The 12,298-nt window shown below is 74.3% G+C and carries 13 protein-coding genes and 1 tRNA gene; 6 read left to right on the plus strand and 8 right to left on the minus strand.

The annotated features are described in order from the left end of the window. Window positions 1-104 precede the first annotated feature (104 nt). The gene (locus tag IFT72_RS09515; RefSeq protein WP_185233647.1) at window positions 105-1,856 is read left to right on the plus strand and encodes a cell wall metabolism sensor histidine kinase WalK; all 1,752 of its coding nucleotides are present in this window, start codon (window positions 105-107) and stop codon (window positions 1,854-1,856) included. A 614-nt stretch (window positions 1,857-2,470) separates the two neighbouring features. Here IFT72_RS09515 and groL read toward each other — a convergent pair. From groL to IFT72_RS09540, 5 genes are all read right to left on the minus strand, one after another. Beyond that, window positions 2,471-4,090 (minus strand): chaperonin GroEL, encoded by a 1,620-nt coding sequence (gene groL, locus IFT72_RS09520; RefSeq protein WP_056056983.1) that lies wholly within the window; start codon window positions 4,088-4,090, stop codon window positions 2,471-2,473. Between the two features lie 206 nt (window positions 4,091-4,296). Next, window positions 4,297-4,500, minus strand: coding sequence for a cold-shock protein (locus IFT72_RS09525; protein WP_056056985.1), 204 nt, complete (start codon window positions 4,498-4,500; stop codon window positions 4,297-4,299). Between the two features lie 312 nt (window positions 4,501-4,812). Beyond that, window positions 4,813-5,445 carry a LytR C-terminal domain-containing protein gene (locus tag IFT72_RS09530; protein ID WP_185233649.1) on the minus strand — a complete coding sequence of 211 codons (633 nt, stop codon included), beginning with the start codon at window positions 5,443-5,445 and terminating at the stop codon, window positions 4,813-4,815. Window positions 5,446-5,465: 20 nt separating this feature from the next. Next, window positions 5,466-5,759, minus strand: a complete 294-nt coding sequence (locus tag IFT72_RS09535) for a DUF3263 domain-containing protein (protein ID WP_156370092.1) — start codon at window positions 5,757-5,759, stop codon at window positions 5,466-5,468. Between the two features lie 77 nt (window positions 5,760-5,836). Next, window positions 5,837-6,823: a DUF2332 domain-containing protein gene (locus IFT72_RS09540; RefSeq protein ID WP_192046250.1), complete on the minus strand. Its 987-nt coding sequence runs from the start codon at window positions 6,821-6,823 to the stop codon at window positions 5,837-5,839. Window positions 6,824-6,923: 100 nt separating this feature from the next. Between IFT72_RS09540 and msrB the strand changes: the two genes are divergently transcribed. Together msrB and IFT72_RS09550 are read left to right on the plus strand one after the other, a co-directional pair. Continuing rightward, complete coding sequence (msrB, locus tag IFT72_RS09545) at window positions 6,924-7,361, plus strand: peptide-methionine (R)-S-oxide reductase MsrB (protein ID WP_192046251.1); 438 nt, start codon at window positions 6,924-6,926, stop codon at window positions 7,359-7,361. After that, window positions 7,358-7,912, plus strand: a complete 555-nt coding sequence (locus IFT72_RS09550) for a nitroreductase family protein (protein WP_192046252.1) — start codon at window positions 7,358-7,360, stop codon at window positions 7,910-7,912. Before msrB ends, IFT72_RS09550 begins: the two co-directional genes overlap by 4 nt. Before the next feature lie 9 nt (window positions 7,913-7,921). Here the strand turns inward: IFT72_RS09550 and IFT72_RS09555 are convergent, their stop codons facing one another. Then, complete coding sequence (locus IFT72_RS09555; RefSeq protein ID WP_056056995.1) at window positions 7,922-8,104, minus strand: hypothetical protein; 183 nt, start codon at window positions 8,102-8,104, stop codon at window positions 7,922-7,924. 155 nt (window positions 8,105-8,259) lie between these two features. On the opposite strand from IFT72_RS09555, the gene IFT72_RS09560 reads away from it, so the two are divergent. Both IFT72_RS09560 and IFT72_RS09565 read left to right on the plus strand, forming a co-directional pair. Beyond that, window positions 8,260-8,333 (plus strand) — tRNA-Thr (locus IFT72_RS09560). A 344-nt stretch (window positions 8,334-8,677) separates the two neighbouring features. Then, on the plus strand, window positions 8,678-10,108 hold the full coding sequence (locus IFT72_RS09565; protein ID WP_192046253.1) for a family 16 glycosylhydrolase: 1,431 nt from the start codon (window positions 8,678-8,680) through the stop codon (window positions 10,106-10,108). A 19-nt stretch (window positions 10,109-10,127) separates the two neighbouring features. Here IFT72_RS09565 and IFT72_RS09570 read toward each other — a convergent pair whose 3' ends face one another. Beyond that, on the minus strand, window positions 10,128-10,676 hold the full coding sequence (locus tag IFT72_RS09570) for a MarR family transcriptional regulator (RefSeq protein ID WP_192046254.1): 549 nt from the start codon (window positions 10,674-10,676) through the stop codon (window positions 10,128-10,130). A gap of 103 nt (window positions 10,677-10,779) precedes the next feature. Here IFT72_RS09570 and IFT72_RS16505 point away from each other — a divergent pair, with 103 nt between their 5' ends. Continuing rightward, window positions 10,780-12,006 carry an FUSC family protein gene (locus IFT72_RS16505; RefSeq protein WP_192046255.1) on the plus strand — a complete coding sequence of 409 codons (1,227 nt, stop codon included), beginning with the start codon at window positions 10,780-10,782 and terminating at the stop codon, window positions 12,004-12,006. On the opposite strand, the gene IFT72_RS09580 is transcribed toward IFT72_RS16505, so the two are convergent. Beyond that, window positions 12,003-12,248, minus strand: a complete 246-nt coding sequence (locus tag IFT72_RS09580; protein ID WP_056057002.1) for a hypothetical protein — start codon at window positions 12,246-12,248, stop codon at window positions 12,003-12,005. The genes IFT72_RS16505 and IFT72_RS09580 overlap by 4 nt on opposite strands. Window positions 12,249-12,298: the final 50 nt, after the last annotated feature.

The raw sequence follows: 12,298 nt of genomic DNA on the forward strand, positions 1-12,298 counted from the left end.
CCAGCGCGCCGCCCCGCCGGCGTCGCGCATCCCGCTCCAGCACTCTCCCGGGCGCCTGGGGGCCTCACCGGCTCCCAGGCGCCTCGCGCTAGATTGACCCCTCTATGCACGCACGCCTGTCGCAGTGGTGGAACGAGATCTCCATCCGCACGAAGATCACCGGCATCACGGTCACGCTGGTGACCCTCGGGCTGCTCGTCGCCGGCCTCGGCACGATGACCGTGCTGAGCACGTACCTCTACGGCCAGGTCGACATGTCGCTCGAGGCCGCGGCCAAGGGCTTCACCGGCGCGACGCCGAACACGACGAACGCGCAGTCGTGCACCGTCACGTTCGGCGACACGCGCAGCAGCTACGTCGCCCTGTACCGGGCCGACGGCACCCAGATCTGCGACAACAGCGACGAGCTGGCCGCGGGCACGGCCCCCGACCTCTCGTCCGTGCACATCCCCGCCGACGAGACCAACGACGAGGCCGAGAGCGTCTTCAACGAGGCCCACGACCAGCAGTGGCGGGTCTTCGCCTACAACACCACGCTGCAGACGACGTCGGGCGGGTCGGTCGAGCGCATCGACGCGACCATCGTCACCGGCACGAACCTCGCGGTCACCACGGCCCTGATCGGCCGGTTCAGCGGCATCTTCCTGGGCTTCGGCGTCTCGGTCGTCGTTCTCGGCGCGGCGCTCACCCGCCTGCTCGTCACCTCGACCTTCTCCCCGCTGCGCGACGTCGAGGCGACCGCGGCGCGGTTCGCGGACGGCGACTTCAGCCAGCGGCTCGACTCGACGACGCCGAACACCGAGGTCGGGCGCCTCAACCGCTCGCTCAACTCCATGCTCAGCCGGATCGACAGCGCGTTCGACGACCGGGCGCGCACCATCGACCAGATGCGCCGGTTCGTCGGCGACGCGAGCCACGAGCTGCGCACGCCCCTCGTCAGCCTCCGGGGCTACGCCGAGCTCTACCGGATGGGCGCCCTCACGAAGCCGGAGGACGTCGCCCAGGCGATGGACCGCATCGAGAAGGAGGCGATCCGCATGGGCGTGCTCGTGCAGGACCTCCTGGCGCTGGCCCGCCTCGACGAGTCGAAGCCGCTCGAGCTGGGCCCGGTCGACCTCGTGACGATCGCCCGCGACTCCGCCCTGGACACCATGGCGTCGAACCCCGACCGCGACATCGCGGTGGTCGTGCACGACCCGGTCGTGTCGGAGACCGGCGAGGAGGCGCCCGTCGGCCCGGACGCGCCCGCCAGCGTCCCCGAGACGGCCCTCGACCCCGGGGCGACGGGCCCCGTGTCGTTCGCGGGCGCGACCCTCGCCCGGCTGCGCAGCCTGCGGGCCCGCGCCACGCGGGCCGCCGACGAGGCCGCCGCCGGCACCGGTGACGGCACGGCCGGCCACGGCCCCGAGGCGCCCGCCGTCGTGCTCGGCGAGGAGAACAAGCTGCGGCAGGTGATCACGAACCTGATGGGCAACGCGATGCGCTTCACGGAGCACGACAGCCCCATCGAGCTCGTGGTGCAGTCCGACCCGGGCCGGGGCGTGGCGACCATCGACATCGTCGACCACGGTGAGGGGATCCCGCCGCAGATCCGCGAGAAGATCTTCCAGCGCTTCTGGCGCGCCGACTCGTCGCGCACCCGTGACACCGGCGGCTCGGGCCTGGGGCTGGCGATCGTGTCGGGCATCGTGGCGGCTCACCGGGGCAGCGTCGACGTCTTCGACACCCCCGGGGGCGGAGCCACCTTCCGCGTGGCCCTGCCGCTCTTCCCCGAGAACGGCGTCCCGCCCGAGACGCCGGCGACCGGCGTGCCCGGCCAGGCCCCCGCCTCCCCCGGCTCCGTCACGCTCGCGTAGCCCCCGCCTCCGCCCGCTCCGTCCCGATCGCGTAGCCCGCGCCTCCCTCGCTCCGTCCCGCTCGCGGCCCCTGCGCGCCTCTGGCCTGCCCGACCCCGACTCCCGGCTCGCCTCCCCCCGGCGCGCCCGCCCCGCTCACCCGACGTCCGCCACGTCGTAATTTGAGAGAGATCGGGCGATCGAACGCCGGGGATCCCCGTGATCTGGTCGACGGCGGACGGATCGCTCGCGTTCTTCCGCGGCCACGGGCAGCCCTCCCCCAGGAAACGCCCGGCTGACACTGTCCGGGCCGACGGACTCTCGACGGGCGCGGGCACGGGCACGGACAGCCGCGGAGCGGACGGACCAGCCCAGAACGAGAGAGTCCACGGCGACAGCCCCCGAGAACGTGGTGCCGCAGAGCCCGTGGCCCAGGATCACTCTCAGATCACGAGCCCCGACCCGAGCGGCCCGGCGGACGCGGGGTGGCCGGGAGGCCGGGAGGCCGGGCGGCCGGGAGGCCGGGCTGACGCCGAGCGGCCGGGCGGACGACGGGCGGCCGGGGCCGGCCCCCGGGAACGCCGAAGGGCGGCTCCCCCGGAGGGGAACCGCCCTTGAGCGTGGAACCGTGCGGACTAGAAGTCCATGCCACCCGTGGGGTCGCCGGCCGGGGCCGGGTTCTTCTCGGGCTTCTCGGCGACGACGGCCTCGGTGGTCAGGAACAGACCAGCGATGGAGGCGGCGTTCTGCAGGGCAGAGCGGGTCACCTTGGCCGGGTCGATGATGCCGGCGGCGATCATGTCGACGTACTCGCCGGTCGCGGCGTTGAGGCCGTGACCGATCGGGAGGCCGCGGACCTTGTCGGCGACGACGCCGGGCTCCATGCCCGCGTTGAAGGCGATCTGCTTCAGGGGAGCGTCGATCGCGACACGGACGATGTTCGCCCCGGTCGCCTCGTCGCCCTCGAGCTGCAGCTCGGCGAGAGCGGTCTTGCCGGCCTGGATGAGCGCGACGCCACCACCGGCGACGATGCCCTCCTCGACGGCGGCCTTCGCGTTGCGGACGGCGTCCTCGATGCGGTGCTTGCGCTCCTTGAGCTCCACCTCGGTCGCGGCACCCGCCTTGATGACGGCGACGCCGCCGGCGAGCTTGGCGAGGCGCTCCTGGAGCTTCTCGCGGTCGTAGTCGCTGTCGGTCGCCTCGATCTCGCTGCGGATCTGACGCACGCGGCCGGCGATCTGCTCGGCGTCGCCGGCACCCTCGACGATCGTGGTCTCGTCCTTCGTGATGACGACCTTGCGGGCACGGCCGAGCAGGTCGAGCGTGGCGTTCTCGAGCTTGAGGCCGACCTCCTCCGCGATGACCTGGCCACCGGTGAGGATGGCGATGTCCTGCAGCTGCGCCTTGCGACGGTCGCCGAAGCCGGGGGCCTTGACGGCGACCGACTTGAAGATGCCGCGGATCTTGTTCACGACGAGCGTGGCCAGGGCCTCGCCGTCGACGTCCTCCGCGATGATCAGGAGCTGCTTGCCCGACTGGATCACCTTGTCGACGATCGGCAGGAGGTCCTTGATGTTGGAGATCTTCGAGTTGACGATGAGCACGTAGGCGTCCTCGAAGACGGCCTCCTGGCGCTCGGGGTCGGTGACGAAGTACTGCGACAGGTAGCCCTTGTCGAAGCGCATGCCCTCGGTCAGCTCGAGCTCGGTGCCGAAGGTGTTCGACTCCTCGACGGTGACGACGCCCTCCTTGCCGACCTTGTCGATGGCCTCGGCGATGAGCGCACCGATGGTGGGGTCGGCGGCGGAGATCGAGGCGGTCGCCGCGATCTGCTCCTTGGTCTCGATGTCCTTCGCGTCGGCGAGGAGCTGAGCGGAGACCGCGGCGGCGGCCTTCTCGATGCCGCGCTTGAGCGAGATGGGGTCGGCACCGGCGGCGACGTTGCGGAGGCCCTCACGGACGAGCGCCTGGGCGAGCACGGTGGCGGTGGTGGTGCCGTCGCCGGCGACGTCGTCGGTCTTCTTGGCGACCTCCTTGACGAGCTCGGCACCGATCTTCTCGAACGGGTCGTCGAGCTCGATCTCCTTGGCGATGGAGACGCCGTCGTTCGTGATGGTGGGGGCGCCCCACTTCTTCTCGAGGACGACGTTGCGGCCGCGGGGGCCGAGCGTGACCTTCACCGCGTCGGCCAGGATGTTCAGGCCACGCTCGAGGCCGCGACGGGCCTCTTCGTCAAAAGCAATGATCTTAGCCATGTGTTACTCGTCCCTCCCGGACGTCATGAAGCAGAGGTACTTGGCACTCACCTGCGGCGAGTGCCAGAGCGATTCTGGCACTCCCACCTTGTGAGTGCAAGCCGTCCGGGCAGGCCCACGGCGAGCCCCCGGACGTGACGACGCCGCCCGCCCCGGGAGGGCGGACGGCGTCGTGTCGGAGGGGCCGAGGGGCCGAGGGGCGGGGCTCAGGCGAGCCGCACCGACTCCGCCTGCGGCCCCTTGCTCCCGGTGCCCACCTCGAAGACGACCGCCTGGCCCTCCTCGAGCACCTTGTAGCCGCTCATGTCGATGGCCGAGTAGTGCACGAAGACGTCCTGCCCGCCTCCCTCGACCGTGATGAAGCCGAAGCCCTTCTCCGCGTTGAACCACTTGACGGTCCCGTGTGCCATGGTGCTGCTCCCCTTGCTGTGTTCGTACGGCGGCCGGTCGGTGCCGGGGCCGGGTCGACGCAGTGGCCTGCGCACCCGAACGGTGCAGCCTCGCTCGTTCGGGGCGGGGCGGGCGGGCCGTAGGGGGCGACCAAGACCAGATGCTAGTGCGGCCCCCGGCGCCGACGACAGCCCCGAAGGCCGCAGAACGAACCCGCGGGCGCCCGTCGGCCCGATCCTTTACACGCCCGAAACAGAAGGGGCACGAGGAAGCCCCCGAGGAGGCGCGGAGCGGGGCCCCTGCCCCGGTCGCACCGCCCCCGCGCTCGCCCGCTACGACGAGAAGTCGGTGCCGAGCACGACGGTGATGGTCGCCCCCGGGAAGGCCGTGCTCTGCTGCGTCGCGTCGATGCCGAGCGACTCGGCGACGCCGAGCGCGGCCGCGCGGTCGGCGGCCGTGGCGTAGTAGACGGTGGAGGTGGCGGAGCGCTCGGGCGCGTTGCCCTGGCTGCCGACCGTCCAGCCGGCGGTGTCGAGCGTCGTCGCGGCCCGGCCGGCGAGGCCGCTCGTCGTCGTCGCGTTGAGCACGGCGATCGTCGTCGAGGCGGGCACGTCGGAGGGGTCGGCCGCGGTGGCCGTCGGGGTCGGCGTCACGGCGGGCGTCTCGCCGGCGGCGTCGGTCGACCCGTCGGTCGCGGCCCCGTCGCCGTCGGTCGCCTCGTCGGACGGCTCGGTCGTCGCGTCGCCGGCCTCGGCCGAGCTGCTCGCGCTGGGGGCGACGAACTGGAAGCTGTCGTTGAGGACGCCCAGGGCGACCACCCCGGCGCCGACGAGGAGGCCGGTGGCGAGGGCCGCCCAGGCGACGACCACCCAGCCGCGCCCCCGGCGGGGCTCGGAGCGGTGCGCCCCGACCCTCTCCAGGTCGCGGGGCACCTCGTCGAAACGGTCGCGGGGGTACTTCGGCATGGTCTCCGTGGTCTTCCGGGTCAGCGGGGCGTGGGCCCGAACGAACGGTCGGCGCGGGCCCGGGCGCGCTGGTCGCGCAGGCGCTGCAGGCGACCGACCACCAGGGGCGCGTAGGCCAGTGCAGCAGGTCGGTCGATGAGGGAGTTGAGCAACTGCTGGTAGCGCGCGACGCCGAGCCCGAGCTCTCGCCGGATCAGCGCCTCCTTCTGGCCCGGCGTGGCCGGCGGCGACTGCTCCAGGTCGAGGATCGCGCGGTCGAGGGTCGACAACGCACCCGCGCGCACACCGGTGCCCCTGCTGCCCTCGTCGGTCACGTCCCGCCCTCTCGATCTTCGTCACCATAACGTCGGGGCGGGCCGTGGCCGGGGAGGCGGGGCGCGGTTCGGCCCGTTCAGCCGACGGTCGTGAGGCGGGTGCCGTGGGCGTCGCCGACGGCGAGCGGCCGCCCGTCGAGGGCGAGCACCGCGAAGGCCGACGTGCGCTCGACGAGGCCCGGGTCGACGGGCCCGACGTCGTCGAGCAGGCCGATCCGCTCGTACGAGACCCAGGTGGCGCCGAGCCCCCTGATCGTGTCGACGAACTGCTGTCGTCGTCGGCCGGGCAGGTAGACGAGCGTGCCGGTCGAGACGACCACGAGGCGTGCGTCGGCGGGCGCCGTCGCCGCGAGCGCCTCGAGGTCGTCGACGGCGTCGCCGCGGGCGACCCGGGGAGGCGCGGTGCGGGCGAGCGCGACCGCCCGCTCGAGCAGGTCGGCCCGCTCCGGCGCCCCGGGCGGCAGCAGTGCGCGCAGCCAGGCGACGGCCGCGTCGTCGCGGACGTCGACGGGGTCGAGGTCGAGCCCGGCGCGCCAGACCACCTCCGGCAGCTCGACCGCGCCGAGCCCGGCGCCCGCTCCGCCGGGTGCGTCGTCGCCGCGGCCGTCCGTCACGTCGAGCGTCAGCTGCACGGGGCTGAGCGGGTCGCCCCACCGGACGTCGCCGGCCCGGTACGAGACGAGGTCGGGCAGCAGGCAGAGGCCTGCCGAGGCCCCCACCTCGAGCAGCGCGACCGGCTCGTCGAGGCAGGCCAGGGCGAGCGAGACCGGGCCGCTCCGGCGCAGGTCGTTCGTCTGCACGGAGCGTCGGCCGAGCTCCGCGACCACGGCGTCGGCGTGGTCGAGCAGCCAGCTCCGGAGGCGCGGCCAGGGCCCCGGGGGCGCGCCCAGCCACCGGCACGTCGCGAGCACCAGGACGGGCTGGCGCCGCGACTCCGGCGCCCTCTCGACGACGGCCAGCGCGGCCTCGTCGGCGGCGAGGCCGGCGGCCAGCTCGGCCCAGCCGGGCGACCCCTCGGCGGCGGCCTGCGCCGAGTAGGCGAGGAAGCGGTCGGCGAGCGTCACGGGCCCGAGTCTAGGGAGCGCCGCGGGGCGTCACCCGGGGAATGGGGCTCAGCGGGACAGTGTTGGATGGGGAGTCCCCGAACGTGTCAGGAGTGCACCCATGACGAACGACAACAGCACGTACAAGGTCGAGAAGACCGACGAAGAATGGCGCCGCGAGCTCACCCCGGAGGAGTACTCGGTGCTCCGCCAGGCCGCGACGGAGCGCCCGTGGACGGGCGAGCTGCTCGACGAGGAGCGCGCCGGCACCTACGCCTGCGCCGCCTGCGGCGCCGAGCTCTTCCAGAGCGGCACCAAGTTCGACAGCGGCTGCGGCTGGCCGAGCTTCTACGAGTCCGTCCGGCCCGACGCCGTCGACCTGATCGAGGACTCCAGCCTCGGCATGGTCCGCACCGAGGTCCGCTGCGCGAACTGCGGTTCGCACCTCGGCCACGTCTTCCCCGACGGCTTCGGCACCCCGACGGGTGACCGCTACTGCATGAACTCGATCTCGCTGTCGTTCACCGAGGGCGACGCCGCCTCGACGGACTCGAAGTGACCGGCGTCGCCGACGCTGCCCGTCGGCGACGGTCACGGTCGAAGGTCACCGACGAGGCCCCGACGCGCGAGCAGCTGCTCAGCTACGTCCAGGCCGCGTCGACGGTGGCCGACCACTCGGGCCTGCACCCGTGGCGCCTGGTCGAGCTGCGCGGCGACGACCGTCGCGTGATCGGCCGGTCGCTGTCGGCGGCGACCGGGGCGGACGAGAAGTCGACCCGCAAGGCGGAGGAGAAGTCGCTCCGCGCGCCGCTCGTGATCGCGGTGGTGTCGTCGCCGGTGGAGAGCCGGAAGGTGCCCGAGTGGGAGCAGGAGTCGGTCGCCTCGGGCGTCGCCCACCTGCTGTCGCTCGTGCTCGACGACGAGGGCTGGGGCGTGATCTGGAAGACCGGGTCGGAGACCCGGCACCCGGTCGTGCAGGCCGCCCACGGGCTGACGGGCGACGAGAAGCTGCTGGGCTGGCTGTACGTCGGGGGCCACGGCGAGCGCGAGGCGAAGCCCCGCCGCCTGCTCGACCCGGCCGACTACGTCAGGCCGCTGACCGCGGGCTGACGGCGGCCGCTACCAAGTGCGGCGGCTGTTGCCCAGGACGGTCATCGGGATGCCGAACGACGCCGTCATCAGCACGATGCCGGCGAAGAAGACGAGCGCGTTGGGCTCGCCCGAGCCGAACGAGTACGCGAAGAGCGCGAAGCTCACGAAGAGCAGGACGATCGATCCGATCGCGGTCAGGATGTTGGTCATGGTGGCTCCTCGTCGTCACGGGCGGTGGCGCGCGGCCGACGCCGCCCGTCTACTTCACCACGTCGCCGTCGCCCGCGCCAATCCTGCGCCGAGCCTCGGCGGTGCGCCCCGCAGCGCCCGCGGCGAGCGCCGTGGTCGGTAGGATGGCCGAGCCCGCCGCCTTGGCGCAGTCCGGTAGCGCAGTGCTCTTGTAAAGCGAAGGTCGTCGGTTCGAATCCGACAGGCGGCTCCCCCGGCCCCGTGCCCGCCCTCCGGCGGCACGGGGCCTCTCCCGTCCCCCGCCGCTCCTCCGCCTCCTCCTCCTCCGCGGCACCGTCCGTCGTCGACCGGGGTACAGCGATGCCGACAGACCCCGTCGCGCACCCCCGCGCGAGGGCGACCCGAGCTGGGGCTGACGACCCCCGGCGGCACGGAGCACGCTGGGAGGACGCCAGGGACCCGACCTCCCCGGCGTGAGCTCCTCCCCCCGGCCCGTCGTCGCGACCCGCTCCTCCCGAGCCCCGCGACCCGGTCCACCCGCTCCACGCGCACCCGCTTGCCCTTCCCACACGCCACGGAAGGGTCCACCACGCCATGAACACCCGTCACCACCGCCGGGGCATCCCGGTCGTCGCCGCCGTCACGGCGGGCCTCGTCGTCGCCACCGGCCTCGTCGCGGCGAGCACGGCCAGCGCATCGGCCGCCACCACGACCCTCGACGCGGCCGCCGCCTCCACCACCCTCGTCACCGGCGACCTGCCCGGCTGGAAGCAGGTGCTGAAGGACGACTTCAGCACGCCGCTCGCCGCCGGCTCGTTCCCCGGGCCGTACGCGTCGCAGTGGATGACGTACGACGGGTTCCCCGACACGTGGAAGATCGGCGCCTACGACGCCGACACCCTCTCCGTCAGCGGCGGAGTGCTCGACATGCACCTGCACACGGGCGCCGACGGCGTGCCGCGCTCCGCGGCGCCCATCCCGCTCGTGAACGGGAGGTGGGGCGGCCAGACGTACGGCCGGTACTCGGTGCGCATGCGCGCCGACGCCCTCCCGGGCTACGGCACGGCCTTCCTGCTCTGGGACGACGAGAACGTCTGGGCCAACGGCGAGATCAACTTCCCCGAGGGCGGGCTCGAGGGCACCACCCACGCCTACAACCACCAGCTCGGCACCCCGTGGAACAACGACCTCGTGCACGACACGGGCGTCTCGTACCAGGCCTGGCACACCTACACGATCGACTGGACGCCGGGGCGCATCAGCTACCTGCTCGACGGCGTCACGGTCGCGACGACCACGACGAACGTCCCCCGCACGCCGATGCACTGGGTGCTGCAGACGGCGACGGACGGCACGAAGCCGGCCGCGTCGGTCGACGGCCACCTGCAGATCGACTGGGTGTCGCAGTACTCCTACGCACCCTCGACCGCGACGAGCGCGCCGGTGACCGCGCCCGCTCCGACTCCGGCTCCGGCTCCGAAGCCCACGCCCACGCCCACGCCGACTCCCGCGCCCACCCCGACTCCGGCGCCCGCCCCGAAGCCGACCCCCGCGCCGGCGCCGGCCCCCAAGACCCTGACGACCACGACCCCGACGGTCAGGGGCGACGTCAAGGTGGGCTCGACCCTGCGGGCGAGCGCCGACGGCTGGACCCCGGGCACGGCGGTCACCTGGTCGTGGCGCGTCGACGGCACCCCGGTGCCCGGCGCGACCGGCAGCACCTTCCGCGTCAGGGCCGGCGACGTCGACCGTCGCGTCACCGTCGTGGCGACGGGGTCGGCGGCCGGCTACACCACCGCCTCCCGCACCTCCGCGTCGCTGCTGGTGCTCCCGACGACGTACTTCAGCTGCGGCGCCCTGAACTCCGAGCACCCCGCCGGCGTCGCGAAGAGCACCAGCGCTCGCGACCAGGTCGGCACGCGGACCCTCGCCCAGCCGGCCGGGACGACCGTCTCGGCGACCGTCTACGCCGCGAACGCGAGGCTCGACGTCGACCGCGACGGCCTGGTCTGCGAGCGCCGCTGACCGGCGCCCTCCCGGGGCGCTAGCCCTCGAGCTCGCGCAGCAGGGCCGGGAGGCCCCGCAGCAGGGCGTCCCGCTCGTCGCCGTCGAGGCCCGCGATCATCGCGGCCTCGGCGGCGACCTGCACGTCCAGGGCCTCGGCGAGTCGTCGGCGCCCCGGCTCCGTCGGCACGACGAGCCAGCCGCGGCCGTCGGCCGGGTTGGCCTCCCGGGCCACGAGCCCGGCGTCGAGCAGCACGCGGAGGCGCTTGGTGACGGCGGGCGCCGACAGCAGCGTCTCGTCGGCCAGGGCCGTCGGGGTCAGGGGCGCGTCGTGGCGGACGAGGGCGGCGAGCACGTCGAAGTCGGCCCGCCCGAGCCCCACGTCGCGCAGCAGCTCGTCGCTGCGCCGCTGGATCAGGCGGCCCAGGCGCGTCACGCGGCCGACGACGAGCAGCGGCGACACGTCGAGGTCGGGCCGGAGGCGCCGCCAGCGGTCGTGGACGCGCTCGATCGCGTCGGGTCGGGCGGTGTCGACGCGGGCGGGGTCGGCGGGGCCGGGGTCGGCGCGGGCGGGGGCGGCGGGGCTCACGCGTCGAGGGTACCGGTGGTTCACGGGTAGACTACCGACGACCATCTAGTTCACCCGTGAAGCAGTTCGACGACGAACGCCCACCGTCGTCGAGAGGACCCCCGTGGCACCGTCCCGCCCCGAGCCCGCCGCCAGCCCCGCCCCCGGCGCTCCCGTCGCGCCCTCCTCCCCCGTTCCTCCCCCTGCCCCGCCCGCCCCCGCCGCCCGGCCGGCCGTGCTCCCCCGACCCCGCGACTTCGTGCGCCTCGGCCCGCACGACGGCGCCCACGTGCCGGCCGCGCGGGTCGCCGTCAGCGTCGTGCTCCCGCTCGTCGTGCTCGCGGCCACGGGCCACCTCGCCTGGGCGCCCTACGCCGTGTTCGGCGCCTTCGCGTCGGCCTTCGGACGCGGTCTGCCCGTGGGCCCGCGGCTGCGGATGCAGCTCGAGGCCGGGGCCGTCCTCGTCGCCTGCGTGCTGCTCGGCGCCGTGCTCTCGACGATCGGAGCCGACGTCGTGCTCGTCGTCGTCGTCATCGCGGCGGTCGCGGGCCTCGGGTCGCTGATCGCCGACGTGCGGCGGTGGGCCCCCCCGGGGCCCCTCTTCCCCGTCTTCGGGCTCGGCGTGTGCGCGTTCCTGCCCGCCGCCTCCTCGTCCGTGGGCGTCGCCGCGGTGGTCGCGCCGGCGAGCCTGCTCGTGGCGCTGGCGGCGTCGGCGGCCGTGCTGCTGCTGCCCTCCGGCCGACGGCGCGACCGGGCCGCGCGCGCCCGCGCGGTCACGACCGCCCCGGCCCTCGACCGTCGCCGGGCGCTCCTGCACGCCGCGGTCTGCCTCGTCGGCAGCCTGGTGGCGGGCCTCGTCAGCGTCGCGCTCGGCTTCGAGAACCCGTACTGGGCGATGGTGTCGGCGGTCGTGCCGGTGGTCGGCCGGGCCACGTCGACCCAGCTCGTGCGGGCCGGCCACCGGCTCGTCGGCACGCTGCTCGGCGTGGGCGTCGCGGCCGCGCTGCTCGCGCTCCGCCCCGGGGAGGTCGGCCTGATCGTCGCCTTCGGCGTGCTGCAGTTCGCCGCGGAGCTCGTCGTCGCCCGCAACTACGGGCTGACCCTGCTGTTCATCACGCCGATGGCCCTCGGCATGCGGGCCCTGGCCGGGCCGGTCGACATCGCGTCGCTGGTCGCCTGGCGGGCCGTCGACACCGGCGTGGGCGTCGGCGTGGCGGTGCTGCTGCTGCTGGCGACGCACCGGCTGCGGCGGGCCGCCCTGCCGCCGGCGGCTGCGCCTGTCGCGGCGACGGCGACGTCGACGGCGGTTGCCACGGCGGTTGCCCGCCCGGCGCCGAGTCGGACGAGCTAGCCCTGGCGGACCGCCTCGCGGCGTCCGTCACGGCCCCACCAGACGAGGTCGGCGACGCCCTGGGCGACCAGCGCGACGGCGACCACCATGACGATCACGGTGGTGCCGGGCGTCTCCCGGTCGCTCGCGAGGGTCAGCACCTGCACGACCAGGCCGAGCAGCCCGACCGCGATCTCGAGCGCGGGCGGCAGCACCGACCCGGTCTTGGTCAGGGTGAACCAGGGTCGGCGCAGCTCGCTCATGCCGACGACCGTAGTCGACCCGACGGGCAGCAGGGCCCCGGAGGCGCGGG

The sequence above is a fragment of the Frigoribacterium sp. CFBP 8754 genome, assembly GCF_014841815.1.
In the GTDB taxonomy this organism is placed as follows: Bacteria; Actinomycetota; Actinomycetes; order Actinomycetales; family Microbacteriaceae; genus Frigoribacterium; species Frigoribacterium endophyticum.

Excerpts from the sequence above, each read along its gene's own strand:
- IFT72_RS09515 (WP_185233647.1), top strand. The coding sequence starts at position 105 with ATGCACGCACGCCTGTCGCAGTGGTGGAACGAGATCTCCATCCGCACG.
- groL (WP_056056983.1), bottom strand. The coding sequence starts at position 4,090 with ATGGCTAAGATCATTGCTTTTGACGAAGAGGCCCGTCGCGGCCTCGAG.
- IFT72_RS09525 (WP_056056985.1), bottom strand. The coding sequence starts at position 4,500 with ATGGCACACGGGACCGTCAAGTGGTTCAACGCGGAGAAGGGCTTCGGC.
- IFT72_RS09530 (WP_185233649.1), bottom strand. The coding sequence starts at position 5,445 with ATGCCGAAGTACCCCCGCGACCGTTTCGACGAGGTGCCCCGCGACCTG.
- msrB (WP_192046251.1), top strand. The coding sequence starts at position 6,924 with ATGACGAACGACAACAGCACGTACAAGGTCGAGAAGACCGACGAAGAA.
- IFT72_RS09555 (WP_056056995.1), bottom strand. The coding sequence starts at position 8,104 with ATGACCAACATCCTGACCGCGATCGGATCGATCGTCCTGCTCTTCGTG.
- IFT72_RS09565 (WP_192046253.1), top strand. The coding sequence starts at position 8,678 with ATGAACACCCGTCACCACCGCCGGGGCATCCCGGTCGTCGCCGCCGTC.
- IFT72_RS09580 (WP_056057002.1), bottom strand. The coding sequence starts at position 12,248 with ATGAGCGAGCTGCGCCGACCCTGGTTCACCCTGACCAAGACCGGGTCG.